This window comes from Brevundimonas sp. GCM10030266 (assembly GCF_042666595.1).
In the GTDB taxonomy this organism is placed as follows: Bacteria; Pseudomonadota; Alphaproteobacteria; order Caulobacterales; family Caulobacteraceae; genus Brevundimonas.
In genome coordinates this window covers 259587-286586 of the sequence record NZ_JBHTCY010000005.1, presented here as the reverse complement: position 1 = coordinate 286586, position 27000 = coordinate 259587, and the positions used below count along the sequence as shown (strand labels likewise).

Genomic DNA, 27000 nt, shown 5'->3' with positions numbered 1-27000 from the left:
ATGACGCGCCCCGCCGATCCCGCACGCCCGGACATCCACGCCCGGATCACCCAGCAGATCATCCACCAGCTAGAAGCCGGGGTCCGCCCCTGGACCCAGCCCTGGAAGACCTCCGCTTGTGTCAGTGGCCCGCTCCGCCATGACGGGGCACCCTACAACGGCATCAATGTCGTCCTGCTCTGGAGCGAAGCGGCCAGCCGAGGCTTCAGCCGGCCCACCTGGATGACCTTCCGCCAGGCGCTGGCCCTCGGCGCCCACGTCCGCAAGGGCGAACGCGGCGCGACGGTCGTCTACGCCAACCAGATTGTCCGTGAGAACACTGACGACACGGGAGCCGAGGTCCAGCAGCGCATTCCCTTCCTCAAGGCCTACACTGTCTTCAACGTCGATTAGGTCCACGGCCTTCCGGAGGGCTGCGGCGAACCGGGGAAGATCGAGATCAACCCGGATGGGCGGATCGCCCGCATCGACGCCTTCTTCAGGCACTGCGGAGCCGAGATCCGGCACGGTGGCGGCAGCGCCTACTACGCCCCGGGGCCGGATCATGTTCAGATGCCGGCATTCGAATGCTTCGAGACGGCGGACGACTACTACAGCACCCTCGGCCACGAGATGACGCACTGGACGCGTCACCCGACGCGGCTGGATCGCGACCTAGGCCGCCAGCGCTTCGGCGACGCCGGCTATGCCCGGGAGGAACTCGTCGCCGAGATGGGCGCGGCCTTCCTCTGCGCGGACCTCGGCCTGGCCCTGCATCCGCGGGAGGACCATGCCGCCTACATCGCGTCGTGGCTGGAGGTCCTGGCGCAGGACACGCGCTTCGTCGTCTCGGCGGCGGCGCATGCGCAGAAGGCCGTCAACTTCCTCAAGGGGCTGCAACCGGCGGGATAAGGGCCAAGTCCCCGCGCCCCGGCCCGGGCGCGGGGGCGCTCAGGAGGGCTTCGCCGCCCCTGCCGTCGCTAGCGCGACGGAAATCTTCTGCCCGAGGACATTGAGCAGGACCAATCCAAGGAAGATGGAGGCGACTGCCGCGTAGTAGAGGACCAACTGCCTGCGGATGGCCTGGTGGTAGAGCCGGGCGAGCGCGGGGAATGACTCGTGCCCCTTCGCCTGTCCCACCATGGCGTCGACGAGGATGTCGCGTTCCTGCTCCTCCAGCCCCGCTTGCTCGATCTCGGCCCTGCGCGCCGCGAACATCTTGAGCGCCCGCCGGTGCGCCAGTCGATCCCGGTATGCGAGGAAGGGCAGCGCGAGCAGCGGCATCAGGATCGCGCAGGCCAGCAGCACCGCCGCCGCCAGGAGCCCGTCCAGCACGAGGCCCGTGGTCTTGGTGGACCGGGCGACATGCTTGACGACGGCCTCGGCCTCGGGCCGCATCGGCGCCGGGAGGCGCTCGTGGGCGCGGTCGGTGAAATGCTCCAGTGCATCGCCGCCGACCGTGAACTCCAGCGTCGTGTCGCGAAGGACCGCCCACAGCGATCGCGCGCCGATGTGCAGCTGTTCCCCGGCCCGGCTCAGGGCCCAGAGGATCGAGGTGCTCATCAGGGACGTCAGCGTAAGGTAGTCATGCGTCCAGCGCGGCAGGTCGAGCGAGAACGCGCCGAAGAGCCCGCCCCACAAGCCGTCGACGAGGCTCCGGTACGCCCGGACAAGGTCGACGATGAAGCCCCACCAGGCAATGACGTCCTCGCTGAGGCTCGCGAGGGAGAGGACCGTCGTGAAGGTGGAGAACACCAACCACGCCCGCAGGAGGAAGGACTGGGCCGTCATGCGCCAAGCTCCATCGGTTGCCTGGAGGGATGGTTTACCATTTTCGCGGGAACGGCAACGCTTGTGTGGCCTCGGCGACTCGAACGGCTCCCTGCGCAAGGAAAGGGCCGCGGGGGGCGGGAACACCACGGACGTTTGGCAGCGGCGGGACGGCCCCCCCGTAGGGCTACGGGGAGAAGCGGCCTGGGGTCTAGGGCAGGATAGGCGTTGCGCCGTCAACGTCAGACAAGGGCCCCCGCCATGGACCGCTTCACCGTCCGTCTTCCGCCCGACCTCGCCGCCCGGTTCGACGCCGCGGCGGCCCGGGAGGGCGGCCGGTCGCGCCTGCTTCGCCGGCTGGTCGAGGGCGCGGCGGACCCTGTCGGCTCCGGGGCCGGGCCCGGCGCAGGGGAGGCGGGTCATGGGCTGAAGTCGGCGCGGCTGACCCTCAGCCTTGCCGAGGCGGACCTGCCGGCGCTGGAGCGCGCCGCGGCGGCGGCCGGCCTGTCCCGGACCCGGTGGTGCGCGGCCCTGGTTCGCCGGGCCCTGCACGACCGACCGCAGTGGGGGCCGGCCGAGGCGGTGGCCCTGGTCGACATCCAGCGCGACCTTCGGCGGATCGGCGTCAACGTCAACCAGATGGCCGTTGCGCTGAACACGGGCGTGGCGGCGGGGGCGACGCCTGCCCTGCAGGTCGCGCGGATCGAGGCCCTGGCGGACGAGATCCGGGCCCATCTGTCCGGGGTGCGCGCCGCCGTGGCGGGCAACCTGTCCTACTGGGGGATCCGGTCGTGAGGGGGGCGGACGACGTCGTCGGCTTCGAGGACGCCCTGCGTCCGCCCGTCGATGTGCGGCGGGCGCGGATCGTCCCGGGCGTGCTGCGTGCCGGCCGGGGCGGCGGGACCGATGCCGCGCACGCGCGGTTGGCGAGGATCGCGCGCGGTGCGCCTGAGGTGATGGTCAAGATCACGGGTCGGACGCATGACGGCGGCCACCTGTTGAGTCATCTGCAGTACATCGGCCGCAACGGAGCGCTGTCGCTGGAAGGTCCCGACCGCGAGCGGGTCGGGGACCGTGAGGCGGTCCGGGCGCTGGCCGAGGCGTGGACCTCGGAGGCGGCGCTGCGGCCGGGCCGGAGGCGGGACACGCCCCTGTCCCACGCCGTGGTCCTCAGCATGCCGCGGGGGACGGCCGCCGACCGGCTTGAGGATGCGGCGAGGGCTTTCGCCGGCAGGGTGTTCGGGGACCGGTTCGACTACGTCCTGGTGCTGCACGACGAGGGGAAGCATCCGCATGTCCACCTGACGGTGTGCAGCACCGGTCGCGACGGACGCCGGCTGGACCCGCGCAAGGCCGACCTGCAGCAGTGGCGGGAGGCGTTCGCCGCCGAACTCAGGGCCCGCGGCCTGGAGGCGGAGGCGACCCCGCGGCGGGTCCGGGGCGTGGTGCGCAGGCCGGAACGGACAGCGGTGCGCAAGATGCGGGAGCGGGCGGTGGCCGGGCAGGGGCCGGCGCCCCGAGTGCTGGAAGGCGCGGTGCGCGATGCGCTGTCCGCCGACCCCGCGAGCGCGCCCTGGCGGATCGCGCTGGTAAAGCGGCAGCGCCGCATCCGGCGTTTGTTGCTGGCGGAGGCGGTTCGCCTGTCCCGATCAGACAGGGGGGCGGAGCGAGCGCTGGGCGGCCTTCTCGAGCGGTTCGTCCTTGAGCGACCGCCGGTGGAGACTCGGGCCGACGCCATCCGTCGCCTGGCCAAGGAGCGCGAGCGGAGCCCGCCCGGACGCAGTCGGTGATCGTTCCATGCCGGCTCGACTGAAAACATCGGAATTGCGTTGTTTCGGGCGGAACATCGGAATTCCGATGTTGGGCGGCCCAGCGCTCAGCGGTCGCGGTCGCGGCGGCGCTCATGATCCCGCGCCCGACCGCGTGCGGCGGCCATCAGCCGCTCCCGGACGGCCGCGTCGGGGACGAGGGCCTTCAGGACCGCTCCGGCCTGGCGCAGGCGGGTTTCGAGGTCGGCCGCCAGGCTCGGCGGGGGCTGGGGCGGCGGCTCGCCGCCGGCCTGCCGGTCCCGCTGGCGGGGGCGATAGCCGGTGACCTCCAGCCCCTCGCGGCGGGCCTGGATCCAGACCTCGCGACGGAAGGCCTCGGAGCCGTCGACCTTCAGTCGGGTCCAGCCCCGGTGGCGGGCGATGGACAGGAGGTCGGCCACCGCGTCCGGATAGTCGGTCGCGGCCCAGAGCCGCTGTCCGCCGTCGCGGATCGACGGATGTTCGGCGCGGTGATCGCGGAAGAACCGCTCCGGTCGCCCCTGGCGGTCGCGCTCGACGAGATAGCGGTCAAGCAGCCGCTCGGGAACGTCGCCCCTGGCGACGGAGCGCGGTTTCGCGTCCGCTTCCGGGGCCAGGCGGTTCGGGCGGCGGGCGGCGCTCACGGCGCGCGCTCCAGGGTGCGGTCGACGATCCGGCCGAGCCAGCCGGCGAACGCGGCCTCGGGCGCCCCGGCGGCGGGGGGCGCCAGCCCCTCGCGGGTGAAGGCCTCGATCAGCGCCCGGGTGTCGCGTTCAGACGGGGCAGGGCCGGCGTCGGAGGCGGCGGGCGGGACCGGGGAAGGGGGTTGGGGCTCCGCGGGGGGCGGTAGGACGGGGATCGTCGGCGGCGGCAGGAGCCGGCGGCGGAACACCGTCTCCCGGTAGTAGAGGATCCGGCGGCCGCGGATCGGCGGGACGCCGGCCTTCAGGATGATCAGGCTGCGCGCGTCCAGCCGGGTCAGTTCCTGCGGCAGCAGGAGGGGGCGGCGCTGGTCGGAGGTGGAGACGCTGCGCCGCCCGGACGACAGGCCCGCCGGGCGGCTGCGGCTGAGCCCGGGGGTGGTGTAGGCGCCGAGCCGTTCACTGAGGTCGCGGGCAACCTTCAGCTCCTTGGGGGCGAAGGCGACCTCGACCCCGCAGTTGGTGAGGATGTCCTCGGCCAGGTCCTGGCCGTAGAGCGCGGGCATCGAGCGGATGATCTGCTTCAGCAGGACGGCGTCGGGCTGCTGGACCTGGTCCTGGCCCCGCGAGGCTTCGTCATGCGCCGCGCTGCGGCGGCGGTCGCCGCGGGCCTTGTCGCGAAGCAGGTTCATCGCCACCCGCAGGAGGAAGGCCTTGGGGTGCCGGATCGCGGCGGTGTCCGTCGGCGCGATGCGCAGATAGGTCTCCTGCACGAGATCGTCCGCCTCGACCGGCCCGACGCGCCGCCGGAGCCGCCGCGCGAGCCAGTCGGCATGGCGCCGGTAGAGGCCGTTCAGCCCCTCCATGCCCTGCCGGTCCAGTTCGCCTGCTTCGCTCATCCGCCTCTCCAGACTTCGTCCGGAGGCGGGAATCCCGCACGCACGGGCGAGCGCGCGCCGGAGGCGCGTCGACCGTGGTCAAAGAGCGGCCACACGTTTCCGTACGGCGCTTATGTCTGACTTCGCACAGGGGATTCCACGCCCCTGCCGGCGGCGAGCGCCGGCGGCCCAGCATGAATCAAACGGAATCCCGGTGCAAGATGGAGGGGTCGGGCGTTGGAATCCCCGGCGTTCGGGGCCCGCTGCTTCAGCGCCGGACGCCGCCTCCGTCTGGGACGGACCCCGGCTCCCGCCCGGCGCCTATATCGCGGCGCCCGACCGCACGGTCGTAGCGATGGCCCCGGGGCCGCTCAAGGGCGGGATGCCGCTTTTCCGGGCCTCGGGTCCGCAGGAATCCTGCGGGCGGCCCGCAAGCTTTCAGCGTGTCGGGCGGTCGCGGACAACGCCTAGCCTCAGGACATCCCGCAACCTGGAGGATCTTTTCAGTGACCTCACCCGGCATCGCCATTCCCGCAGACGAACCCCGGCTCAGCGCCCGCGAGCACGAGTGCCTGGTCTGGGCGAGCCGGGGAAAGAGTTCGTCCGATATCGGCGCAATTCTCGGGCTCTCCCCGCGCACGGTGGACAGCTATCTTGAAAAGGCCTGCGCCAAGCTTCGCGTCCGGACCCGGGTCGAGGCGGTCGCCGCCGCCGTGCGGGACGGCCTGATCGACATCGACGCCTGACGGGGAGGGGGCGGGCCTGGAACTTCTGTACGGAAGCCCGGTGTTTCACCGGCGACCGACGCCGACGCGCGAGGCGTCCCCCGGCACTGGATCGCAGGCTATCGTTCCGGAACCCGCCGAGGAGGATCCTACCGCCGGTCGATCGTTTCGCCTAGGCGCGGCGGAAACGTTCGTCTCCGCAGCTGGATTGCGGAAATCCGACTGCGGACCGTGGAAGGGCGCATGGAACCAGGGGGGGCAGGGGAGTTGAACGCCTGATCCTGAAATACCGCCTCATCAGCGACGCGGGTGCGGATCGATGTCTCGCGCGGGTCCTGACCGACCGTGTGTACAGTTACATATAACAAGACGTCCTAATTGGGCCTCTTATTAAACTTTTCTGCAAAAAAGTATTATATGATACCCGGATGCGAGGATGTCCTAAACAATGAGGCGCTCTGACCTCTCGGAGCCGGTCCGGGAGCGACTGGTGAAACTTCCGGCGCCTCATCAGGCGCATTACGGGGTCGTGCCGGCGCCGCCGCCGGAAGGCGGGGTAATGATCGGGGAGGTGGCCCGGCGTCACCAACTGGCGGTCGAGGCGATGGCCCGGGTCGAGGAATACGCCCGCACCCTTCATGATCCCTATGTTGTCAGTCGCATTCTGGCCCGCCAAGAGGCCGTGAGCAGTTCGGCGATCGAAGGCACGAACAGCACTCTGGACGAGTTGCTCGCAGAAGAAGAAACACGCGACGAGGAGGCTCGCACTGCAGTCAGGCAGGTGCGGCGATACGCTCTGGCGTTGGAAAGCTATATCGGTCGGGCGGCATTGCGAGGGCCCGACATCTTCACGATCGGACTGATCAGCAATCTCCACCGCCGCCTCATGCGGGGTGATCCCGACTATCGGGATCGCCCGGGTGATCTCAGGCAGTCCACCGTGTGGATCGGTGGCGGTGATATCGCCTACTCGACCTTCACGCCGCCGCCGGCTGACAGGGTTGAGGTCTGTCTTGAGGATTCGGTGCGCTACATGCGTGCGGAAGGGCTGCACGTACAGCAGCAGAGCCTCATCACGAGAATGGCAATCGCCCATTCGCATTTTGAGGCTGTCCACCCCTTCCGCGACGGGAACGGTCGTGTCGGACGCCTCCTGCTGCCTATGATGATGGCCGCGGACGGGCGGGTACCGTTGTTCATTGCTCCCTACATCGAGGCGCACCGTACGGCGTACTATCAGGCGCTCAAGGCCTCACAGCAGCGTCTCGACTGGTCCGCGATGGTCGGCTTCCTCTCGGATGCGATTGTCGGATCAACCGATGAGTTAATGAGAACGCGCGCCGCCTTTTCATCCCTGGTCGAGGTCTGGCAGGCGCGTCGGCGCTTCCGGACCGACTCCTCGGCATTGCGGGCGCTCGCGCTGCTTCCGCAGTTCCCGGTGATAACGATCCCGCGGCTGGCGACGGTTCTTGGAGTGACTTTCCCGGCCGCTTCCAGGGCGGTCGATCAGTTGCAGGCCGTCGGCATCCTCCGCGAGGGCACGGGATATATCCGCAATCGCATCTTCGTCGCCCCGGAGGCCTTGATCGTTCTCAATCGCCCGTTCGGGGAGGAGCCGGCTCTGCCGACACGCTGACGGCTACACAGTCGTTAGCCTGTCGGCATCATAGGCAGGTCTGGAGCTCAGACTCGCGCAGATGAATCTCAGGCTCGCCATCCTCGCCGGCGAGGAGGGGGCGATGGGGCTTTCAGAACGTCGCTGATCGAGGAGAAGCGGGGTGGCTCAGGCTCGATGGCCTGGATCGCTGCGTCAGCTGCGCCGACCGTGATCAACAGCTTCATCAGGGTCTCCGTCGAGGCTCGGCCGGTCCGCTCGAACTTGCGCAAGGTGCCCAAAGGAACGCCGGAGCGGGCGGAGAGGCCCGCTTGCGTCAAACCGAGAGCCAAGCGTCGGGAGCGCACATTGGCGGCGAGCTTTTCCAAGCCGCGCGCCGGCGTAATGAGTGAGATCATAATGACGATTATGCACGGTCACGGGCAATAAGTGACACGATCATCGCACTAATGTCTGGCTTACGTATCGCGCCGGCAGCCATTGCAGCTGCCGGCGCCAGGGTGACGAAGACTGTGGGGCTTGAACCGGACGGCCCGCATGCCGGTAGGGAAGGGATGCGAACATCGTTTGCGGCTAGTCTTCCAACGTCTCCCGAAGTGCCCGCTCACGCACACGATCGGCGTCCATCTGGGTCAAGCCCTCTGAAGGACTGAGATCAAACGCACGCTCCTGATTGGCGGTGGGCTTGTAGCCCGCCAGGGCATACATCCGACGCCCGCCTCCGAAGCGATAACTCGCAGCGGAATAGGCTCCGCGGCCGAGTTCCTCGTCGATAACTACCTTCGTTAGCGAGCCGCGCTTCAGCAGCAGCGACTTGAGTATCGGAAGCAAATCTTCGGCGGCTTTGCCGCATACGGCATTATGAGGGCTTACCCGACTCCGAGAGTGACGGAAGCGTTCGGCCGCGATCTCCTGACGTCGGCGAACAGCAATCCCAGCTTGGTTACAGGCGCTGAGCAGGCTACCGAACCGACGGCAGTAGAGTTGGGACGAGGGAAGGTCAGGGCAGTCATCAACCAGTCGGCAGGTGACCTTTCCCTCGGACCGATGAAGCTGTTTCAGACCCTCAATCATTTCTGCGTCGGTGAATTTGCGCGCTGCTCGGAGCCGCCGCGTCTGGGCTGCGTCGAACAGGTCACGGGAGACGATCGGCGCGAAGGCGCCTTCAGCCCGCACCCAGTCGCCGCGCGGTTGGCGCTGATTGACGCCTCCAAGCCGACGCACCGTCTTGTTGATGATGTTGGTTCCCACGTATTTCTCGTTGGAAAGGATGTCGTAGAGGGTATGGGTCGACCATAGGCCCTGTGGTCCCCGCACTCCCTCGCCGTTGAGAAGGCGAGTTATCGCCCTCACCGACATGCGTTTGGTCACGTAGAGGTCGAACATTCGCCTGACAGTGCGGACTTCCTCTTCGGGGCCAGGCACCAAGATTGTACGGCCGCATTGCGGACCCTTCCGATCCCCGGTCGGCAGCTCCCGACCCAGGGCCCCATTGGGGAGGATTTGCACGCGCCTGAAGCCATAGCCCGGGCGGCCGCCCTGCCAGAAGCCTTGGGCTGCAAGGGCGAGCTGCGCTTTCGCGACCTTGGCGGAAAGCTCCCGGCTGTATTCCGCAGCCATGATCCGCTTGATGTTCTTCAAAAGTTGGGAGGATAGCCCGCCGTCGTTGGAGAAAGTTTCCGCGCAGTACTCTATCCGAACGCCAGCATCGTTGCAGACAAACTCATAATGTGCCGCTTCGTCGGGGTTCTGGAACCGGCCCAGACGGCTGACGTCGTAGACCAGAAGGACGCTGAAGCCGGCTGACCCGGAAAGGATGTCGCCCAAAAGCTCCTGAAGGGCTGGGCGTCCTTGAGCGGTCAATCCGCTCAATCCCCTGTCCGCGTAACTCCTGACGATCTCGTAGCCGTTCGCCGCCGCGTAAGTCGCGATCGCGGCTGTTTGAAGGGGGATTGAGAAATCCTGTCTCTCAGTCGACATCCTCAGATATTGCGCGGCATGGATAGTCATTGTCCCCTCCATCGGGATGAGGCCCCCACTCGGCCCAACTCGCATCGGGTGAGGTGCGCGGCAAGCGGCGGCGAGTTCGGTCGAGCGCCGAGTGTTCTTGAGTTTTTGACTCACAGTCGGAGGGTGCGATGGCAGCTTCCCGCAATATGGTGGCTGCCCAGTACTTGCGAATGTCCACCGAAGGGCAGCAGTATTCCTTGGGCAACCAGGCGGACGCGATCGCCGGCTACGCTGCTGCCGAAGAGCTCGATAGGGTGGCCACCTACGAGGATGGTGGCAACGCGGCGTCACCCCTGGAAAGCGCGATGGTCTGCAGGCTCTCTTGCGTGACGCTGAGCGGATCGGCGCAGTTTGGTGTGGTGCTCGGCCTTGACGTGGTTCGATAGGGCGGAGCCAAGACCGGTAAAGCCGCACACTCCGAGTTCATCTGTCGCTCGATCGGCGTTGACGCCCGCTACTGCGCCGAAGCGTTCGAGCCAGGTCCTTCGTGCCTCGATCCTGTAGCAGCTCAAACGGGTGGGGTCAGCGTCCCTTAGGCGTGTATCCCGCCAACTCCCACGCCGTAAGCAGACTGCCGAACCGATTCTGGAGCACCTTTACTGACGGCGTTCGGAGATCGTTGTGCACCAGTGCAGTCGTGAGGCGGCCCTCTCGTCGAAGCAGTTCCTTCAGCCTGTCGATCATATCCGCATCGGTCATCGGTGAACCGTCATCGTTGCGCAGAATCGACGGCGAAGCGGAGTAGCCGATCAGCTTGTAGGCCGCACTCAGTGAGCCGAACCGGTTGTAGTAGGATCGGTAGCCGAGGCAGAGGGGATGCTCTCTAATAACCGTATTGGAAAGGTAGCCGCGGTCAGCCAGCACCTCGCGTAGGTCGTCCAGCATCCGCTGATTACTTCGGCGGCCCGAGGCGGGCTCGGCCAGGCGGCGGGCTGCGGCTTTGAAGGTGGTGATCGGGATGATGGGCGGACATACCCTGACCCGTTTCCACTCGGTTGAGGGAAGGAGCCGGCCGGGGTGCTTGAACAGCCCAGGGCGCTTGTTGAAGACGAACTGACCGATGGCGATCTCGTTAGTCAGCGCCGCCTTCACCCTCGCGTAGGTCCAGCCCGAGCCATCTCGATAGGCGACGCGGCAGCGGTTCAGTCTGTCGGCGATCTCGGTGATCCCGCGGCCGCCTTGGACGAACTCCCGGAATATCCGTCGCAGCGTCTTCAGGTCTCGCTCTGGCCCAGGCGTCCACCGGACGTCCTGATCCAGCCGAGGCTTGCGCTCTCCGGCCTTCAGGATGGCTCCCGGCCGTCCATCGGCGTTGAAGATCTGGCGCTGCGCCCCAAACGGCGCACTCCCGCCTGGGGCGAACCCCTTCAGTGTCTGGCGTCGCTTCGCGGTCTGAAGGCGTTCCGATAGCTCGCGGCTGTACTCACCAGCCATGACCCGCTTCAGGTGCTTCATGATTGTCGCAGGGCCAGAGCCGTCGTTGGCGAAGGCCTCCGCGCAGTACCGGACCTCCGTGCCGGCTTCACGGCACAAGAATTCATAGTGGGCGGCTTCGTCAGGATCCTGATATCGGCCCCATCGGCTCACATCGAGGACGAGGATTATGTCGAAGGGACGCTCCGGCGAGAGGACGTCTTGAAGCATGGCCTTCAGGCCCGCGCGCCGCGCCGTTGTGACACCTGATACGCCGGCGTCCTCATAGGTCCGCACGACCTCAAGGCCTTCCGCTTCGGCGTAGGCGGCGATGACCGCCGCCTGATTGCCTAGCGAGTACCTCTGGTGATCGGTGGACATCCGCAAGTATTGGGCTGCTCTCCGGCTTCGATGACATGCCATAGCGTTCACCTCCGAAGAGGGATAACGCAGTGAACGGCTTGATCGGACGAGATTTGATGTCCGAGGGACGGTTGGGAAGGCCAGCGAGATCAGTTCAGTACTACTGCTGAAGAGATCCACAGGTGCCGCAAAGCGTTATTCTGGTTCGCCTGTTGGCCTCTCTACGCCGCCCAAGCGACCGCCGCTAGATAGTTCTCTCCAAATCTCAAGGCGGCGCCGCCCACGATTCTACGAAGTCGCGCTGGCGTTCACTGAGTGCCAGTTCTGGCGCATCGCAGACATGCTGGTCTGAGTACCCGGGATCGAGCCGCGGGCCGCAAGAGTTTCGACGGGCCCTTCTTCAGGTTCGCGGCGTTGCCGTCGTGATCGTGGAGCAGAAGGAAGCTGAACCTGCGACCGTCGGAAGGCCGCTGCTGGCACTTTGCTGACCTAGACCAGCCGGGGCACCGGTCGTCCGCTACGGGTGTGGAAAGCAGACATTCGGTCGAGGTCAGGGCATAGTGTCGTTATCGGAGGAGGACGAGATGCCGTCTGTTATCCCGGGAGCCGTTTACGCAGCGCAATACATTCGCATGTCGACTGAGCGGCAGGAGTACTCGCTCGATTTCCAAAAGACCGCCAATGCCGCCTACGCTGCGTCCCGGGGAGTGGTCTTAGTCAAAACCTATGAGGATGCGGGCGTCAGCGGCCTCTCCTTGCTCAAGCGAGACGGTTTGAAGGCACTGCTCGCTGACGTCCTTTCCGGAAAAGCGGGCTTCACTCAAGTCCTCGTGTACGATGTCAGTCGATGGGGGCGCTTTCAGAACCCTGACCAGGCTGCCTACTACGAGTTCATGTGCGCCCAGGCGGGCGTATCAGTCATCTATTGCGCGGAGAGTTTCGAGAACGACGGAAGTCCGACGTCGGGCCTCCTCAAACACATCAAGCGGACTATGGCCGCAGAGTATAGCCGCGACCTTTCGGAAAGGGTCACGCGGGCGCAAAGGGGCCTTCTGGCCGAGGGATACTGGATGGGAGGCCGCGTGCCACTCGGGTTGAAGCGGGTCTTCGCTCGAGCCGACGGCGCTGCGATCGACGCTCCAGAGAAATCCTTCGTCCGAAAGCAGCATGGGGTCCGGACCAAGCTCGTTTTAGGCCCCCTTCCAGAAGTCGAACTCGTAAGGCGAATATTCGACCTCTACCTACGTCGAGATGCGACTTACGTAGGTGTTGCGAGGATGCTTGCGGCTGACCCCAGCATCGACCCACTCTTGGGCAACTGGACAGTTGAGCGGGTTCGGTACGTCATCTCAAATGAAGTCTACATCGGCAGGCTCATGGGCGCCCGTCGGAAATGCCCCGTTGGGGTCAAATCCGGGGGAAGAGTGCCTCGCGAACAGTGGCTCGTCGTTGAAGACGTCGTTCCTCCGATCGTGTCGAAAGCCGTCTTTCAAGCGGCCCAACGCAAGCGATTGCTCGCGAAAATGCACGTGACGCGAGCCCAGGCCCTCGCCGATGTCAGTCGACTGGCTGACGAGCACGGATCGATCAGCCAAAAGATTATCAAGCGGCATGGGAAATGGTCGATCCGAGTTTATTACCGGCTGCTCGGCTCCATGGCGCAAATCCGTGACCTAATCGGCGTGCCGCTGCCCTCGAAATACGCGAACTTCTACCAGTTCAAAGGCGACGTTTGCAGACATGGAGGCTCGGTTCCATCCTTCTCCATGGCTGAACTGCGAGATCATCTGCAGCAGGCTTTGAAGAAACATGGTCGGCTTTCGCGGGCGATCCTCGACAGCTGCGGTCCGCCATGTGCCTTCACCTTCGTGAAGCGCTATGGCTCGCTCGCTGCCGCCTATCGCGACGTGGGGTATATCCCTGATGTGGATCAAGCGATGCGACTGAGGCCCGGGTTCTAGACCACCGACCCAATATGAGCGTCACTGCAGGGAAACGACGCGAGCGACTGGCAACGAGAGCCATCTCGGCCAAACGGGCGAGAACCGGACGTTTCGGCCGGAGCAACGACACGGCTGAATGTCGTGTCTCCGGCTATCAGCGAATGACCGGTTCTGGGGCTTCGCCGACATGCTTGTGTGAAAACCTGGGATCGAATCGCGGGCCGCAAGAGTTAGATAGGTCCTTCATCGGGTTCGCGGCGTCTCCGTCGTGATGGCGGAGCGTAGGAGAGATCAACCTGTGACCGCCAGAAGTCCGCTCCTGACTCAATGCAGCGGTTGGGAAGGTCTGCTTTAGACCGCCCAATGCCTCAAGCCTTGTCGACCGCAACTGAAGACAAGCAGGTGCATTTGAGTCCCGGAGAGCCTAATGCCCTTTGAGTGTACGGTACCGTGCAGTTCTTATCGGAAGATAGATGCCGGCCCACCCTGACACTCCCTCCACGTCCGAACTGATCACCCGTATCGATGATCTGGAACATGGTCTGGCGCTGGCGCTGTTGTTTGAGCGCCATCCTGCCGCACTCGACCGGCTCGAGGACATAACGGTCGGCATCAACACTCCGGGCCAGCCGCTGCGAACACGCAAGGAGATGCTGCGCATCGCCCGAAAGGTGCGCACCTACCAGAGGGTTCTCGGGGAACAGCGGAACGATCTTCCGGGGCCGCCCAAGCGTCCCAAGGGACAGAAGTAGCCCGGCGTCGCCGGTTCGCTGCTGAACAACATCCTCAAGGCCATGAAGGCCGATCGGCCTTCGATGGGTCAGACCGATCAGGCGCGGTCCCGGATTCGCATTACACCGGCGCTGTTCGTCTGAACCTCGAACCGGCCGGTGGCCCGGATCAGGTCTGACAGTTTTGCGTGGCCATAGGTGCGTTGGTCAAAGTCCGGATAGGCGTTGCGCAACCGATGACCGATGCCCCCGACAGCAATCCAGCCGTCGCCATCCTCATCCATGTCGGCGATGACCGCAGCGATCAGGCGCGCCGCTTCTGCCGGCTTGCGTTTGATCTGAACATCGGCGGGTTCGGACGCATTAGCCCTGTCTCCGCCCGCCTCGGTCGGCAGGGTAAGGTTCTCTGTGTAGATGAAACGGGTGCAGGCTTGCCGGAAACTCTCCGGCGTCTTCTGCTCCCCGAAGCCGTAGACATCTATGCCTTCCTCGCGAATACGAGAGGCCAGTCGGGTAAAGTCCGCGTCAGACGAGACGAGGCAAAATCCGTCGAACCGACCCGAGTGCAGCAGGTCCATGGCGTCGATCACCAGTGCGATGTCTCCGGAGTTTTTCCCCTTGGTGTTCGCGAAATTCTGTTGAGGCTGAATGGCGAACCTCGCCAGAACCTTGGTCCAGCCAGTCATCTGCGGGCTGGCGAAGTCCCCGTAGATGCGGCGGGCGGAGGCCTCCCCGAGTGCAGCGATCTCGGTGAACAGAGCTTCGGCAATCTTCGGCGATGCATTCTCCGCATCAATCAACACCGCAAGGCGCGGCGCCTTCACGTCAGTCGGCATGCGCCACTCCCGCCTTCGGCAATGAGACCAACTCTATCGTGCGCCCCCGTCGTCTCTTGCTCGTTTGCGGAAGGGAGGATGACGGAGCGACGGATGGTGTTCCAAGACTGTCGGCCACACTGGACAGGAAGCGGAGATGACGCTGGGCCGCGTGGCGCGGATCGGCGCCATGGAGCATGGTGCGACCGTCGAAGCGGTGCGCCTCATCCCTGATCCGGCTGGCCAGAACCGCCAGATGACCAGGCCCCTTGCGAGCATCCATGAGGTCAGCATGACGCCGCACCTCCGTCAGGCGGCGCTGAAGCATGGCGTCAACATCCTGACCGAGCTCGGACTTGCGGGCCATCTGTACAAAATCGTGGGCGTACAGGCGGACGAAACTCTCTTCGATCATGTGAGGGTCTTTCCCGGACTGGAGGGCAACGCGGTCTGGTGGCCGGCTACGGGCAGCGCCTTCTTTCGGGCGGTACGCGTGCGCGGCGGAGCAGTCTTCAGCGGCGCGGTGCGTTTGGCCTGTTCCGCCTGGATCAGTGGCAGAAGGTCTGAAGCCGCCATAACCTGGGAAGGCAGCCCGAACTGCAGCAGGCGCTCCGCATTCACGCGAAGTGACGACAGGTCGGCGTCGCTCATCTTGGGAAGTTTTTCAGCCAGAGACGACATCAGCACCTCCATCCGAGCTGTCGGGGCGGCGCAGACGCCACCCCTTGAGCTGGTTCAGGGCGATCTCGGCGATGACCGGTTCGCCCAGACCGGGGATGGGCAACTGCCCACTCAGCGGAGGAAGAGCCCGGATGACGTGGCCATTCTCCAGCTTCACCTGACAAGCACCGCGCGGCAGAAGGCTATCTACAATGCCCTCGACGGCGATGGTCGCGGCCCGGCGCACCAGAACAGCGTCCTCAGGCTTCCACCGTGAGTTTGCCAGCGGACCGCTTGCCGGTTCGCGGGTCTTTCTCGACCTCGAAGCCGATCTTCTGCCCTTCATTCAAGGACGAGAAGTCGGACACCTCGACTGCAGAGGCATGGACGAACACATCCTGCCCGCCGTCGTCGGGCGCGATGAATCCAAAGCCTTTGGTGGGGTTGTACCATTTAACCGTGCCGGTAGCCATTTTGAGACCTCCGTTGGCGCTGGCCGCGGGAGAAATCCCTGATCGGCCTGTCGGGTCTGAATGGGATCGGCTTTCGGACCTCGGTGCGTGTGCAAAGGGCAGCAGCGTTACGCAAAGAGATCGACGCGACTCAGGTGGGCATCCGGCAGGCATTCCGCAACCCCGGCGTCTCCGTCTTCCCGATCAATGCTGTGCGGATCGCTGTATCTATGGTCGGCCGGACGCCGGACCTCTCGCCTCAGGACGCAGCCATGGCGAAGGTGAAGCGGGTTTCGTCAGGCGTCGATGACATGGTGAGGTCCCCCCCGTGAGCCAGCGCGATCTGACGGGCGATATACAGCCCCAATCCGAGACCTTCCCTCACCTCTGAAATCACCGTGCGATTGAAGGGCTGGAAGAGACGGGGGCGAACCACGTGCGGGATCGGATCACCTCCATTGCTGACAGTCAGCTCAAACTGCTCGGCCACAACCCGTGCACTGACCCGGACCGGCTGTTCCGCGCTTCCATGCGCCAAGGCGTTGGCCAGCAGGTTCGACAGCAACTGAGCGACGCGATCTGCATCGACAAAGACCGTTTCCGGTATGGAGAAATCGACCTCGACGATCCGCTCGGGGTTGGCCGACTTCAGCTCATCCACGACCTGACGCAGGCTAGCATCCAGACGTGAATTGATCTTGCGAGCGATTGGAAGGCCTCCCCCGAGGCGGCCCCTTGCGAAGTCCAGAACATCATTGATCAACCGGTTCATCCGCGCGGTTGACCGCGCCATATCCTTGAGAACCAGACGGCTCCGCTCGTCAGCGGAATTGCGTTTGAGCAGCATGACACCTGCCTCGACCGCAGCCAACGGATTACGCAGATCATGGCCAAGCACGGCGATAAACTGATCTCGCAGCTCCGCAGTCTCGTGTGCATCCAGCAAGGCTGCTTCAGAGACGGCGAGTCGCCTGTGGCCCTCCAGCAGGCTCGCAATCAATTTGGCGAACAGTTCGAACATCCCGACGATATCCGGGCGTGACGCTGGTGCGGGGCGCGGGTCAATCGCACAGAGCGTGCCGAAAAACGCGCCATCGGCCAGTATGATCGGCACGGCGATGTAGCTCTCCAGGCCATAGAGACGCGGGGTCGGATGACCTGTCCACTGTGGGTCCGCCGACGCGTGATCGAAAGCTATGGCCCTGCGCTGCTGCCGCACCTCGTTGCAGAGCGTCGTCTTGATCGGCAGCTCACCCCCGACGCCCAGACCGAAGCCGATCTCGTCGGACACGGCGCAGGCCACCCAGCGGCTCTCGGTGACATGGGCGATGACCACATAGCCCATCCCCGATACCCGTGCGCAAACCTGAAGAATGGACTGCACGTCGGCCATGCCGCCGATGTCGAGAAAAGCTTCCGCCTGATCGGGCGACGCAGCGTCGGGCGCTGATCCGGACGGAGAAGACAAGGTCACCCTGAAACCTATCACAGCCTCTACTGTATAACGAGGTGCGCTATTCAGGTGTGCGCGCTTTTATCTAACCGCGTTCCGGTGAGCTCAGGGTCCCGCAGAGGGCGAAGCAGCCGGAGCGGGTAGGACAAGGGACAGGTTTCGTTTGCCCCTCCCGAGACACCGGTCTGAACGTCGGGCTCTCGCTCTGGCGCCGATTTCCGCTCATGGCGCGAAACTGTCTTAGGCTCCGACCCTGACTGTTTCTGACGCTATCGAGCGGGCTCAAGACGGCGCCTGCGGCCCCTGGTTAAAACCGGGCGTATTGATCACATGGGATCAACCTAGGGAGTCGACGTCATGCTGTTGCTGACAGCCGCGCTATTCATTCAGACATCAGACGTGATCGTGCGTTCTGTCGAACCAAGACCGGCCACACCTTGGGTCGAGAGTTACACCGCCAGCTGCGGGTCCCAGAGGCTGGAGATCAAACGCCCGATGCGACCGGAGGGGGCGCCGGTCGGAGTGTTTCTGAATGATCGGGCTGTTCAGGGCGAGGTCCAGCGCCTGCAGGCGGACCTCGGAGAGGTGGGAGCGGCTTATCGGCTCTCCGTTACTTGCACACAAGACGATCAGATGCTGCTACGGTGGGTTAGCGGCTCGGCCCAGGCTAGCGGGCCGGTTCGGTACAGGGGCGGCTCGGCGGCACTGGCTGACGGCCGGGCGTTCCGTGTTACGTCAGAAAGCTCCGACAGCGACGCCTTCTGGTATCGCTGAGCAGCTGTTGGCGGATCTCCGGATCGTTTCGCACTGCTCAGGAAAGGGCCGCGGGATCCTTGGCGCTGTCGGCGTCGCGTTTTTGGATACTTCCGAGGATTAAGCCGAATCCTTGAAGCTGTCGCCGGGCTCGGAAGTGGATCGAATGCGGCCGCGAAATCGCCGCCTGTCTAAGGTCCGCTATCGGGCCGATAGGCAATGACCGCCTGTGGCGCTTCGCAGACATGCTGGTGTGAATGCTGGGGATCGGACCAAAGGCCCAGACATGATCGTGTCCGAGCCTTAACGGCGGTTCAGAATGTCTGCTTGAGGGCGGGCGCGCCTAAGGTTGCGCAGGAACGGCGTCTCCTGGCGCGGCTCGCTGTGTGCTGACACTTCGCCGCTGATCAGGGGAGGAACTCCCCCCGGCGCGGGCCGGTTGGATCATCAGTTCTCATGCAGAAAGGATGATCCATGAACCGCTTTTCCGGAAAGACCGCGATCGTAACCGGCGCCGGCTCCGGCATCGGTCGAGCAACCGCCAGGCGGTTTGCCAACGAGGGTGCGAATGTCGTTGTCGCCGATCGCGATCCCGACGGATTGCGCGGGACGGTGGCGGACCTGGACGGGGACCGGGTCCTGATCCTGGAAGTGGATGTCTCGAACCAATCCGAAGTCGAGGCCATGGTGCAGGCCGCCGTGGAACGCTTCGGCGCCCTGAACGTCTTGGTCAATAACGCCGGAGTGGGCTGCGATGGGACGGTGACCGACCTGTCGTTCGACGACTATCGGAAGGTGATGTCGATCAACGTTGACGGCGTGTTCTACGGCTGCCGAGCGGCCTATCCCGAACTCAAGAAGACCAAGGGATGCATTGTGAACACCAGCTCCATCAGCGGACTGGGTGGGGATGGCGCTATGATCGGCTACAACATGTCCAAGGGGGCGGTGTCTCAGCTGACCCGCGCGCTGGCTCGCGACAGCGGACGCGACGGGATCCGGGTCAATGCGGTGGCGCCGACCCTCGTGCACACCGGACTGACCGAGGATATGGAGGACGACAAGGCTCTGATGGAGGCCTTCGCTAAGGCCATACCGCTGGGCCGCGGGGCCCAACCGGAAGAGATCGCATCCGTGATAGCCTTCCTGGCGTCCGATGACGCCAGTTTCGTCCATGGACTGGTGATGTCTGTCGATGGCGGTCTTTTCGCTTCCACCGGTCAGCCGGACTTCAAGGACTTCTAACTGCGCGGTAGTCCAACGACGGGGGCCTCGTCCCTGAAAGACAGATACAAGGAAACCCCGGCGACAGGGGCGTCGGCACCGGGGCTTCCCATTGATGGAGGCGTTGGAAACCGTCCGCGGGGCGAACCCGGGGGATCCTGTTCGGTTCCCGTTCTTTAACTCGCCGGTAAGTCGCCGTTTCGGTACTGGTCTGGGCTATCGCGATCCCGTTACCTGTCTGCTGGCGCTGGCGCTGGCGCCGGCGCCGGCTCCGGGGCTGCGATCGCTCTGCTGCTGCTCCACACCCGGACCGGAGGGGATGGGACGCTCCCCCTGGTTTGCTGTCCGCAGGAACGCCGTGGCGCCAATGCCGACATAGATGATGGCGAACAGAGCAATGATGGAAACCATCAGGACGATGATTCCCCGCCGGCTCCGGAGCACGGAAGGTTTTGAACTGCGGATGGTCATGACCATAAAACAGTCGGTGACGGATGTGGTTTCGGTCCGGGCGCCGGCGATCAGGAAGCAGCCCGCAGGATCGATCAGGCGGAACCCGGCGCCTTGGCCGGCGCTCCAGTGAGATGAGGCACAGAGAAGACCCGTCGGGCCGGGAAAACGGCTCCGCTCTCCCGGGAGGGTTTTGATGGCCCCGCGGCTCAAGGTTTTCACCTGGTCCGACGGCTTTCATTCCCATCCGGTTGCGGTCAGCTCCCGCGCCAAGGCGCTCGCGGCGTGGGAGGTGCGGCAGGACCTTTTCGGGTCCGGCCTGGCCCAGGAGATCACGTCCGGGCCGGACTTCGAGGCCGCCATGGCGTCGCCAGGCGTGGTGCTGAAACGGGGGGAGGCGATCGATGCCGGCAAAATCGATCGCTCTAAAAAGACCCGCAGGCCGACCGGCCCCACGGCGGCGCAGAAGGCGAAGGTGCGGGATCTCGAAGCCGAGCTGGAGACGCTCGATGTTGCGTTCGAGGCGGGCGCCCAAGCCCGGGCCAAGGCGCGCGAAGCCATCGACCAGGAGGAGGCTGCCGATCGCGAGGTCTACGAGCGCGACCGGCTCTCGGTGCGTAGGAAACTGACGGCGGCGCGCAGGGCGATAAAGTCCTGAGAGGGGCGCAGCGCCACTGCGTTTCCGCGTGATGCGGGACGCCCCGCCCGATGCCCCCCCGGGCCACTGGTTGGCGGCGGACATCGGGTTCTCCTGGAGAACGAGGCCTATCAGACGGGCAGGATAGCCGTGCCGAAGGCCTTCTTCAGGTTATGAGCGGCGAACTGCTGGGCCACCGCCGCGTCGGGCACCACCAGCCCCATGCCGAAGAATTCGTGCGTCGAGCCATGAAAGGTCTTGTGGCGGATATCATTGCCCGCCGCGTCCAGCTTCTCGGCCAGCTTTTCACCCTCGGTCCGCAGCGGGTCGATCTCGGCCAGGATGATCGTCGAGGACGGCAAGCCCTGCAGGTCCGCGGCGCCCACGACATTGACCATCGGGTCCGCCGTTTCAGCCTGATCGTTGAAGGTGTGCTTCACGAACCATTCGATCATCGGCTTGTTCAGGGGCTTGGCCGTCGCGTTCTCGACGTAGCTTTCAGTGTTCAGGTCATTGCCGACCAGCGGATAGACGAGCACCTGATGCAGCGGCGCCTGCAGGCCCATGTCGCGTGCGGCGATGGAGACGTTGATCGCCAGATTGCCGCCGGCGCTTTCTCCCATGACGGCGATCCTGCTTGGGTCGCCGCCGATGGCTTGCGCATTCGCCAGCGCCCAGCGCCAGGCGGCGACGGCATCTTCGTGGGCGGCGGGGAATTTGTTCTCGGGCGCCTGACGGTAGTGGACGGACAGCACCACGCAGTCGGCGAAGCGCGACACGCCGCGCGGGCCGCCGTCGTAGACGTCCAGATCGGCGATGACGAAGCCGCCGCCGTGGAAATAGACGACCAGCGGCTTCAGGTCTTCGTTGTTGAGGTCGGGGCTGTAGATGCGCGCCTGAAGCGGACCGGCGGCCCCCTCAATGGTGATCTCACGGGTCTGGATGCCCAAGGTGGGATCCTCGTCGCGGATCGTGTCCTGCAGGATCTTCTTTACAGCGTCGGTCGGCGTCGGCTGACGGCGCGCTTCTTCCGGCGACAGGGTCTCGATCGGCTTCGGCCCCAGATCGGCATGAGCGTCCAGTACTTTCTGCATCAGCATGTCCGGCTTCGCCGGGGTGGTGCGCGGCTGGTCGTCGTTTCCGAAGATCTTGTCGATGATCGACATCTGGAGGGCGTCCTTCTGGTGGGGGAGCCTTTCAAGAAGTCGGGGGACGGTAAGGTTCCGGGGCGCGATCGTTGGCCGGACGCCTCAGGCCATCGGCGGCAAGGGCAGCACGAACATACGGCTGTAGACGTGAGGACGGTCCGGCGTGGTGAAGACAACAAAGTCTTCGCCCGAGCGCGCTGCGGCCTCCCGGACCAGCGCGTTGAAGCCATCCCCCTGGCCGGGACGGGCGACCAGCATGTAGCCGTCGCCCTCGACTTCTACGTCGTGGGCTTCGGATCGCGTCAGGAGTCGGTCCAGCAGACGTCCCATTCAACAAGAGAACCACTCCCGGGGCCTAGTGCGCAACCGCTGCAGTGTCGCGGCTTCGGGAGCTGTCGGACCGGCCGTTCGTTTGACAGCCATGTCGGCCGCACCCCTGCCTGTCCCGCCTCTGGAGACGCGTTACCTGCGCGACCTCGGTCGGGCGTTCGCGGGGGCCCTTCTGTTCAGCATACCCTTGTTGATGACCATGGAGATGTGGCGCCAGGGCGTGGCGATGGACCGGGGACGCCTGCTGCTGTTCGTGAGCGCCGGCCTGCCGCTGCTTTACGGCCTGGCGACCTATGCGGGCTTTGACCGGCGGCGCGGGGCGGTCAACGACCTGCTGGACACGGGGGCGGCCCTGCTGGTCGGCGGGCTCACTGCAGGGCTGCTCCTCACACTTTTCGGAATCCTGGACTGGCGCGCCCCGCACGACGTCGTCGGCATCCTGGCGCTTCAGTCCATCCCGGCCGCCATGGGCGCCCTGCTGGCGCGGCGTCAGCTTTCGGCGGACGGCGGCGAAGGGGGAGAAGAGACGAACGCCTACGGGGGGGAGCTCTTCCTGATGGCCGCCGGCGCCCTGTTCCTGGCCCTGAACATCGCGCCGACCGAGGAGATGAGCGTGATCAGCTACAAGACCACGACCTGGCACGCCCTGGTACTGATGCTGGTTTCGATCGCCGTGCTGCATGGACTGGTGTTCAGCGCAGGCTTCGCCGGCCAGGAGGACGCTGACCATCCGCGGCGCGCCCTGCTGGATTTCACACTGCCCGGCTATGGGATCGCCCTGCTGGTCAGCCTGTTCGTGTTGTTCGTCTTCGGCCGGATCGAGGGACATTCCCTCCCGGGCGTGCTGCACACCACGGTCATACTCGGCTTCCCGGCGTCGATCGGCGCCGCCGCCGCCCGTCTGCTGGTCTAGCCATGAGCCCACGTCGCAAATCCGCCGAACCGATCCGGCCCCGGCTCCAGTGGGTGACGGGGCTGACGGGGCTGGGCCTCGTCTGCGCTGCCGCGGGTGTGCTCGCAGTCGACGCTTTCCAGCCCGACACGCCGCCGGACCTGGTCCCGCGCAGGGTCGAGGTCAGACAATCCGGCGCGAACTATGTGCTGGCGTTTGAAGTGCGCAACCGCGGCCGCGAGACCGCAGCCTCTGTCAGGGTCGAGGGAAGGACCGCGACCTCCCGGGCCGAGGCCGTCATCGACTATGTCCCCGGGATGGGAACGGCTTACGGGGCCCTGGTCTTCAACGACGATCCCCGAGGCGCGGAAATCCGGATCAGCGGCTGGTCGGCGCCCTGACGTCGGAGCGGGAAGGCCCGGTGTCCGGCTCAATCCGAGCGAACCAGTCGGCATAGGGCGTGTTGCGGGCCAGGCGGCGATTGTAGTCCGGCGCGCCGTCCGCCCACCAGACCGGACCACGTTCACCCAAGGCGACCTTGGCGGCCTGGACGCGATCCCGGGCGTCCTTTAACGGCCCGTCGCCCATGAGCGCCGCACGGACGGCCCGTCGCGCAGACATGAGTTCGGCGACGTGTCGCGCCCTCTCGGCTTCGGTCAGTTCCGGATTGGCGCGCCGCCAGAGCTGGCCGCGTACGACGATGTAGCGGCCATCGGGCGTGGTCAGCGGAGTCCGCGAATTCCCCGGTCCCGCGCTGGCCGGATCATTCGGCGATCTGTTCATCGAGCAGGGTGCGAGCCGCATCCACGGCAGTCTTGGGGTCGTGGTGGCACCGGTCGATGACCGCGTCGATGCGGCCCTGCTGGCTCGGTGCGACGCGTGCGGCGACCATGCCCCACTGGCCGAACAGGCGATTCCGGATCGGCTCGCGGGCGACAATCTTCAGGTCGGTGTGCCGGGGGTCTGCCGTGATCCGGGCCAGGGTGCGGTCCAGATCCTGCGCTGCCCCTTCCAGAACCTGGAAGAAGCGGCCCCGACTGACCAGGAGGACGCCGGTGAGATTGTCCCGCCGGTTATTGCGATCCGACACGGACAGGATTTCGGCGAGCGTCACCAGCGCCAGATCCGGCCTTCTGGCGTGGCTGCAATAGGCGATGCGTTCAAGCTGGAGGCTCATCGGATGGATCCGGTCGTCCGGGGACGGAATGGAGGAAAGGAGGGGCGGCTGACTCAAATCAGGCCGGTCCGGACGACAGTCCCGGCAGGCCCAGCATGAGAGCGGCGTCTTGCTCAACGGCCGGGAAGCAGAGGAACCTGGCCGCCGTGGCGCCGCCGCGCAGACGGACGTCGAGCTGCACCTCCCGACCGGCCCGGGCGAGGCGCAGCGCCAGGTCGCGACCCGTACGCTCGGCGGCGCGACCGCTGGCGAACAGCATGGGGTTGTCGAAGGCATCTGCCGTGACCGCCCAGCCGCCATCAACGGGAGCTACGCTGAGAGCGACGGTCACCACCGGTCGCCCGCGGTCGACGCGTCGAACCGGGTCCCGGGGGTCATGCCGCCGCCTTGGGTCGGCGCGCCTGGCGACACAGTGTGGTGAGCGTTCTAGACATCGACGGACCGTCCAGGTGGCTGACGTCGGCGATGGTGTAGCCTTCCTTCTCCAGCGCTCGGGAAATGTCCCATCGCGCGCGATAAAGGCCGGTCCGGGCGAGCTCCAGGGCGCGCTCCACGACATGGGGGCGTTGACCCGATCGGGCGCCGGTTGCCGGGCTGGATGTCATGGCGAAGCTCCCTCTTTCGCCGCACAACTCCTCACCGGAAGCGATTGTTCCTGTGTCGGAATTCGACATGGAGAGTGAACGGCAAAAGGATCTGTGTCCGCGTCAGATGACGTCCTGAACCAATCCCTTGGCCTTCGCCTCCTGCGCCTCGATGTACCAGTTCTCGGGCGCCCGCCGCAGAACCTCTTCCATGTCGATCTCGGATCCACGGACGAGGTTCTCGAACCCCTCGTTCTGAATGGCGATGGAATGCTCCAGCTCGTGCAGGACCGCCCGCACAGAGGCGACGCAGGTGGTCAGCGGTCCGGCCACGTGGAGCATCTTGTCCATCTTCCGCTCGTGGATCATGACCCGCGTTCCCCGGGTGAGATATCGGTTGGGGATGGCGAAGAAGCTCATGAAGGTGGCCCCGGCGGAGTAGATGGCCGCCTTGCCCAGGAAGACGAAACGTCGGGCGGGGTTGAGGTCCGAATGGAACCTGATGTCTTCGCCCATCATCCGGGCCACCTCAGGATCGCCGCCAAGGGTCGAGAGCTCCACCACCACGAGGCCTGTCGCCGGCGCCTGATCCAGCTGCGCGCGGAAACGGTCGTACATGTCATAGTCGACCACGCCGGCCAGCTGGATGCGCGGAGCGTCGAATGCCTTGGGCTCGAGCGGGCCGTTCAGGGCGGTCGGCTCGGGCTCGGCCTGGGACAGGGGCGGCGTGGTCACGACTGAATCTCGTAGCCCTGGGTTTCGGCCCAGGTACGGGCCGCGTCGGCGCTGAAGAACGGACGCAGGGGATTGCGAAGAACCTGGTCGCCGTCGTGCAATTCGCACTCGAACCAGCGGATGATGCGCTGGTCGGACGTACGGCGGGCGACCGGAATGAGGATGGCGTAGCGAGACATGGGAGCGGCAAACCCGTGTCGGGGCGAAGTGTTCCGGCCTCTCAGGGGTCAGCTCTCCGGGGTCACGTCACGCACCTCCAGGACGGTGTGCTGTCGGCCCTGCTCATCCTCCAGCACGACCTTCAGCAGGCCGTCCATCCAGAACCGGTCCTCCCGGGAGGCGAGGCTCTGGGCCAGGGTTCTCAAGGCTGCGCGCCGGGCGCTGTCGAGATCGGGGAAGTCCTCCCCGTCCTCATCACGGACCGAGTCGCCGTCGAGCAAGTGGATGAAATATCTGGCCATGTCGCCGAAAACACGGGCCGCGCTCACCGGTTCCGGGGCAGGATCTGAAGGTCGCAGGCCAGGTCGTGGAGCTGTGCGTAGCAGCCGCAGGCCCGGCGAATGAGCGCAGGGCGGTCCAGGATTTCAAACCGCGACCGGGTGTGGCGAAGGATCCGGCCTTTCTTGAGATCGCCGAAAGCCTCGACCATTGATGTCCGCTGCACGCCCAGGGCCTCGGCGATCTGCTCCTGGGTCATCTCGAAGCTGGACACGCCGGTCAGGTCGCTGGTCGTCAGCAGCCAGCGCGCAGCCCGCTGCGGCACCCGATGGAGGATGTTGCAGAGCGCCAGCTGGTTCGCCTGGGCCTGATAGAAATGCGTCAGGACGAGCAGGCGATGGCGCACCCCCGGCCGGCGATCCGCGAGAGCGCGCAACTCTTCGGCCGCACCGACAAGTGCGGACCCGCCCACGGTGCAGTTCACCTGCCAGCTGCTCGGCGTGCGGGCCATGACCGGCGCCAGGCCTGACAGTCCCTCCTTGCCGATGACGGCCGTCTCAAGGTGCTCGCCGTCCGGGGTGAGGGTGACGTTGGCGAGCTGGGCGGTGACCGGGAAATGGACCAGATCGACGACGCGATCCCGCTCGATCAGCACCTCGCCCGACCGCAGACTGACGGGGCGCAGGATTCCGATCAGGGCGTCACGATCACCCGGCGCCAGGCGGTCGAGGAAGTAGTTGTCCGGCACAGTCCCTCCGTAGCTATGCTGACCCTAGCCGCGAAGGCCATCGGCGTATGTCCGGCGTCCGACTTAGTGGGGCCGATTGCGTCGGAATCCGACAGAGGAACGGGTTTTCGCGCCTCCGGTTTCGGGGGCGGAAGGAGACCCCAATGGCCGATAAAACACTCGACAACCTGTTCTACGACACGCTCCGCGACATCTATTATGCGGAACGGAAAATCCTGAAGTCGCTGCCGAAAATGGCGCGGGCGGCTCAATTGCCCGAGCTCAAGGCGGCGTTCGAGAAGCACCGGGAAGAGACCGAAGGGCAGGTCGAGCGCCTGCAGGAGGTCTTTGAAATCATCGGCAAGGCCGCTCGCGGCAAAACCTGTGATGCGATCGATGGGATTCTCGCCGAGGGCGATGAGATCGCCGAGGAGTACAAGGGAACGTCCGCCCTCGACGCCGGCCTCATCTCGGCGGCGCAAGCGGTGGAGCATTACGAAATCACCCGTTATGGCACCCTGAAGCGCTGGGCGGGTCTGTTGGGCTTCGACCGCGCCGTCGCCCTGCTGGACGAGACCCTGAAGGAAGAGTCCGCTACCGACGAGGCGCTGACGGCGCTGGCTGACAGCGTCGCGAATGCGAACGCGCAGGGCGCTGACGCCGCCTGATG

At 65.5% G+C, this 27000-nt stretch carries 35 protein-coding genes; 15 read left to right on the top strand and 20 right to left on the bottom strand.

Annotated elements, in window-relative coordinates:
- Together ACFQQC_RS16210 and ACFQQC_RS16205 are read left to right on the top strand one after the other, a co-directional pair.
- Window positions 1-393 carry an ArdC-like ssDNA-binding domain-containing protein gene (locus tag ACFQQC_RS16210; RefSeq protein ID WP_376863565.1) on the top strand — a complete coding sequence of 131 codons (393 nt, stop codon included), beginning with the start codon at window positions 1-3 and terminating at the stop codon, window positions 391-393.
- Window positions 394-432: 39 nt separating this feature from the next.
- Window positions 433-891 (top strand): ArdC family protein, encoded by a 459-nt coding sequence (locus ACFQQC_RS16205; protein ID WP_376863767.1) that lies wholly within the window; start codon window positions 433-435, stop codon window positions 889-891.
- Window positions 892-930: 39 nt separating this feature from the next.
- Here ACFQQC_RS16205 and ACFQQC_RS16200 read toward each other — a convergent pair whose 3' ends face one another.
- Window positions 931-1770, bottom strand: coding sequence for a hypothetical protein (locus tag ACFQQC_RS16200; protein WP_376863564.1), 840 nt, complete (start codon window positions 1768-1770; stop codon window positions 931-933).
- Between the two features lie 240 nt (window positions 1771-2010).
- Here ACFQQC_RS16200 and mobC point away from each other — a divergent pair, with 240 nt between their 5' ends.
- Both mobC and ACFQQC_RS16190 read left to right on the top strand, forming a co-directional pair.
- Window positions 2011-2544 (top strand): plasmid mobilization relaxosome protein MobC, encoded by a 534-nt coding sequence (mobC, locus tag ACFQQC_RS16195; protein WP_376863563.1) that lies wholly within the window; start codon window positions 2011-2013, stop codon window positions 2542-2544.
- The gene (locus ACFQQC_RS16190; protein ID WP_376863561.1) at window positions 2541-3539 is read left to right on the top strand and encodes a relaxase/mobilization nuclease domain-containing protein; all 999 of its coding nucleotides are present in this window, start codon (window positions 2541-2543) and stop codon (window positions 3537-3539) included. The genes mobC and ACFQQC_RS16190 overlap by 4 nt, the downstream gene beginning before the upstream one ends.
- A gap of 86 nt (window positions 3540-3625) precedes the next feature.
- On the opposite strand, the gene ACFQQC_RS16185 is transcribed toward ACFQQC_RS16190, so the two are convergent.
- Both ACFQQC_RS16185 and ACFQQC_RS16180 read right to left on the bottom strand, forming a co-directional pair.
- Window positions 3626-4180 carry an LPD7 domain-containing protein gene (locus ACFQQC_RS16185; protein ID WP_376863560.1) on the bottom strand — a complete coding sequence of 185 codons (555 nt, stop codon included), beginning with the start codon at window positions 4178-4180 and terminating at the stop codon, window positions 3626-3628.
- On the bottom strand, window positions 4177-5076 hold the full coding sequence (locus ACFQQC_RS16180; RefSeq protein WP_376863559.1) for a type IV secretory system conjugative DNA transfer family protein: 900 nt from the start codon (window positions 5074-5076) through the stop codon (window positions 4177-4179). Before ACFQQC_RS16180 ends, ACFQQC_RS16185 begins: the two co-directional genes overlap by 4 nt.
- Window positions 5077-5561: 485 nt before the next feature.
- Here ACFQQC_RS16180 and ACFQQC_RS16175 point away from each other — a divergent pair, with 485 nt between their 5' ends.
- Together ACFQQC_RS16175 and ACFQQC_RS16170 are read left to right on the top strand one after the other, a co-directional pair.
- The gene (locus tag ACFQQC_RS16175) at window positions 5562-5801 is read left to right on the top strand and encodes a helix-turn-helix transcriptional regulator (RefSeq protein ID WP_376863558.1); all 240 of its coding nucleotides are present in this window, start codon (window positions 5562-5564) and stop codon (window positions 5799-5801) included.
- A gap of 469 nt (window positions 5802-6270) precedes the next feature.
- Window positions 6271-7416: a Fic family protein gene (locus ACFQQC_RS16170; RefSeq protein ID WP_376863557.1), complete on the top strand. Its 1146-nt coding sequence runs from the start codon at window positions 6271-6273 to the stop codon at window positions 7414-7416.
- Window positions 7417-7484: 68 nt separating this feature from the next.
- On the opposite strand, the gene ACFQQC_RS16165 is transcribed toward ACFQQC_RS16170, so the two are convergent.
- Both ACFQQC_RS16165 and ACFQQC_RS16160 read right to left on the bottom strand, forming a co-directional pair.
- Window positions 7485-7793 (bottom strand): helix-turn-helix domain-containing protein, encoded by a 309-nt coding sequence (locus tag ACFQQC_RS16165; protein WP_376863556.1) that lies wholly within the window; start codon window positions 7791-7793, stop codon window positions 7485-7487.
- A 175-nt stretch (window positions 7794-7968) separates the two neighbouring features.
- On the bottom strand, window positions 7969-9405 hold the full coding sequence (locus ACFQQC_RS16160; RefSeq protein WP_376863555.1) for a recombinase family protein: 1437 nt from the start codon (window positions 9403-9405) through the stop codon (window positions 7969-7971).
- 128 nt (window positions 9406-9533) lie between these two features.
- On the opposite strand from ACFQQC_RS16160, the gene ACFQQC_RS16155 reads away from it, so the two are divergent.
- Window positions 9534-9791, top strand: coding sequence for a recombinase family protein (locus ACFQQC_RS16155; protein WP_376863554.1), 258 nt, complete (start codon window positions 9534-9536; stop codon window positions 9789-9791).
- A 136-nt stretch (window positions 9792-9927) separates the two neighbouring features.
- Here ACFQQC_RS16155 and ACFQQC_RS16150 read toward each other — a convergent pair whose 3' ends face one another.
- Complete coding sequence (locus ACFQQC_RS16150; RefSeq protein ID WP_376863552.1) at window positions 9928-11241, bottom strand: recombinase family protein; 1314 nt, start codon at window positions 11239-11241, stop codon at window positions 9928-9930.
- A 524-nt stretch (window positions 11242-11765) separates the two neighbouring features.
- Between ACFQQC_RS16150 and ACFQQC_RS16145 the strand changes: the two genes are divergently transcribed.
- Both ACFQQC_RS16145 and ACFQQC_RS16140 read left to right on the top strand, forming a co-directional pair.
- Window positions 11766-13142 carry a recombinase family protein gene (locus ACFQQC_RS16145; protein ID WP_376863551.1) on the top strand — a complete coding sequence of 459 codons (1377 nt, stop codon included), beginning with the start codon at window positions 11766-11768 and terminating at the stop codon, window positions 13140-13142.
- Window positions 13143-13597: 455 nt separating this feature from the next.
- Window positions 13598-13876 (top strand): hypothetical protein, encoded by a 279-nt coding sequence (locus tag ACFQQC_RS16140; protein WP_376863550.1) that lies wholly within the window; start codon window positions 13598-13600, stop codon window positions 13874-13876.
- A 77-nt stretch (window positions 13877-13953) separates the two neighbouring features.
- Here the strand turns inward: ACFQQC_RS16140 and ACFQQC_RS16135 are convergent, their stop codons facing one another.
- A complete protein-coding gene (locus ACFQQC_RS16135; protein WP_376863549.1) occupies window positions 13954-14691 on the bottom strand; it encodes an NYN domain-containing protein in 738 nt (245 codons plus the stop codon).
- A 136-nt stretch (window positions 14692-14827) separates the two neighbouring features.
- On the opposite strand from ACFQQC_RS16135, the gene ACFQQC_RS16130 reads away from it, so the two are divergent.
- Window positions 14828-15607, top strand: a complete 780-nt coding sequence (locus tag ACFQQC_RS16130) for a hypothetical protein (protein ID WP_376863548.1) — start codon at window positions 14828-14830, stop codon at window positions 15605-15607.
- Here the strand turns inward: ACFQQC_RS16130 and ACFQQC_RS16125 are convergent.
- Together ACFQQC_RS16125 and ACFQQC_RS16120 are read right to left on the bottom strand one after the other, a co-directional pair.
- Complete coding sequence (locus ACFQQC_RS16125; RefSeq protein WP_376863546.1) at window positions 15591-15803, bottom strand: cold-shock protein; 213 nt, start codon at window positions 15801-15803, stop codon at window positions 15591-15593. The two genes, ACFQQC_RS16130 and ACFQQC_RS16125, sit on opposite strands and share 17 nt — an antisense overlap.
- Before the next feature lie 238 nt (window positions 15804-16041).
- Entirely contained in the window at window positions 16042-17256 is a 1215-nt protein-coding gene (locus tag ACFQQC_RS16120) for an ATP-binding protein (RefSeq protein ID WP_376863544.1), read from the bottom strand.
- Window positions 17257-18462: 1206 nt separating this feature from the next.
- Here ACFQQC_RS16120 and ACFQQC_RS16115 point away from each other — a divergent pair.
- Complete coding sequence (locus tag ACFQQC_RS16115) at window positions 18463-19233, top strand: SDR family NAD(P)-dependent oxidoreductase (RefSeq protein ID WP_376863543.1); 771 nt, start codon at window positions 18463-18465, stop codon at window positions 19231-19233.
- 195 nt (window positions 19234-19428) lie between these two features.
- Here the strand turns inward: ACFQQC_RS16115 and ACFQQC_RS16110 are convergent, their stop codons facing one another.
- Entirely contained in the window at window positions 19429-19875 is a 447-nt protein-coding gene (locus ACFQQC_RS16110; protein WP_376863542.1) for a hypothetical protein, read from the bottom strand.
- On the opposite strand from ACFQQC_RS16110, the gene ACFQQC_RS16105 reads away from it, so the two are divergent.
- Window positions 19859-20320 (top strand): hypothetical protein, encoded by a 462-nt coding sequence (locus tag ACFQQC_RS16105; protein ID WP_376863541.1) that lies wholly within the window; start codon window positions 19859-19861, stop codon window positions 20318-20320. The genes ACFQQC_RS16110 and ACFQQC_RS16105 overlap by 17 nt on opposite strands.
- Before the next feature lie 110 nt (window positions 20321-20430).
- On the opposite strand, the gene ACFQQC_RS16100 is transcribed toward ACFQQC_RS16105, so the two are convergent.
- Both ACFQQC_RS16100 and ACFQQC_RS16095 read right to left on the bottom strand, forming a co-directional pair.
- Window positions 20431-21465 (bottom strand): alpha/beta hydrolase, encoded by a 1035-nt coding sequence (locus tag ACFQQC_RS16100; protein ID WP_376863540.1) that lies wholly within the window; start codon window positions 21463-21465, stop codon window positions 20431-20433.
- Window positions 21466-21549: 84 nt separating this feature from the next.
- Entirely contained in the window at window positions 21550-21777 is a 228-nt protein-coding gene (locus ACFQQC_RS16095; RefSeq protein WP_376863538.1) for a hypothetical protein, read from the bottom strand.
- Window positions 21778-21868: 91 nt separating this feature from the next.
- Between ACFQQC_RS16095 and ACFQQC_RS16090 the strand changes: the two genes are divergently transcribed.
- Together ACFQQC_RS16090 and ACFQQC_RS16085 are read left to right on the top strand one after the other, a co-directional pair.
- Complete coding sequence (locus ACFQQC_RS16090) at window positions 21869-22690, top strand: TIGR02587 family membrane protein (RefSeq protein ID WP_376863537.1); 822 nt, start codon at window positions 21869-21871, stop codon at window positions 22688-22690.
- 2 nt (window positions 22691-22692) lie between these two features.
- On the top strand, window positions 22693-23070 hold the full coding sequence (locus ACFQQC_RS16085; protein WP_376863536.1) for a hypothetical protein: 378 nt from the start codon (window positions 22693-22695) through the stop codon (window positions 23068-23070).
- Here ACFQQC_RS16085 and ACFQQC_RS16080 read toward each other — a convergent pair.
- From ACFQQC_RS16080 to ACFQQC_RS16045, 8 genes are all read right to left on the bottom strand, one after another.
- Window positions 23048-23452, bottom strand: coding sequence for a hypothetical protein (locus tag ACFQQC_RS16080; protein ID WP_376863535.1), 405 nt, complete (start codon window positions 23450-23452; stop codon window positions 23048-23050). The genes ACFQQC_RS16085 and ACFQQC_RS16080 overlap by 23 nt on opposite strands.
- Window positions 23433-23846, bottom strand: a complete 414-nt coding sequence (locus ACFQQC_RS16075; protein WP_376863533.1) for a BLUF domain-containing protein — start codon at window positions 23844-23846, stop codon at window positions 23433-23435. The genes ACFQQC_RS16080 and ACFQQC_RS16075 overlap by 20 nt, the downstream gene beginning before the upstream one ends.
- A 58-nt stretch (window positions 23847-23904) precedes the next feature.
- Window positions 23905-24177: a hypothetical protein gene (locus ACFQQC_RS16070; RefSeq protein ID WP_376863532.1), complete on the bottom strand. Its 273-nt coding sequence runs from the start codon at window positions 24175-24177 to the stop codon at window positions 23905-23907.
- Window positions 24178-24220: 43 nt separating this feature from the next.
- Entirely contained in the window at window positions 24221-24451 is a 231-nt protein-coding gene (locus ACFQQC_RS16065) for a hypothetical protein (protein WP_376863531.1), read from the bottom strand.
- 102 nt (window positions 24452-24553) lie between these two features.
- Window positions 24554-25165: a peptidase S14 gene (locus ACFQQC_RS16060; RefSeq protein WP_376863530.1), complete on the bottom strand. Its 612-nt coding sequence runs from the start codon at window positions 25163-25165 to the stop codon at window positions 24554-24556.
- Complete coding sequence (locus tag ACFQQC_RS16055; RefSeq protein ID WP_376863529.1) at window positions 25162-25344, bottom strand: hypothetical protein; 183 nt, start codon at window positions 25342-25344, stop codon at window positions 25162-25164. The genes ACFQQC_RS16060 and ACFQQC_RS16055 overlap by 4 nt, the downstream gene beginning before the upstream one ends.
- A gap of 48 nt (window positions 25345-25392) precedes the next feature.
- Window positions 25393-25626: a DUF6894 family protein gene (locus ACFQQC_RS16050; protein ID WP_376863528.1), complete on the bottom strand. Its 234-nt coding sequence runs from the start codon at window positions 25624-25626 to the stop codon at window positions 25393-25395.
- Window positions 25627-25649: 23 nt separating this feature from the next.
- Window positions 25650-26351, bottom strand: a complete 702-nt coding sequence (locus ACFQQC_RS16045) for a Crp/Fnr family transcriptional regulator (protein ID WP_376863527.1) — start codon at window positions 26349-26351, stop codon at window positions 25650-25652.
- A gap of 143 nt (window positions 26352-26494) precedes the next feature.
- On the opposite strand from ACFQQC_RS16045, the gene ACFQQC_RS16040 reads away from it, so the two are divergent.
- Window positions 26495-26998: a ferritin-like domain-containing protein gene (locus ACFQQC_RS16040; RefSeq protein WP_376863526.1), complete on the top strand. Its 504-nt coding sequence runs from the start codon at window positions 26495-26497 to the stop codon at window positions 26996-26998.
- Window positions 26999-27000: the final 2 nt, after the last annotated feature.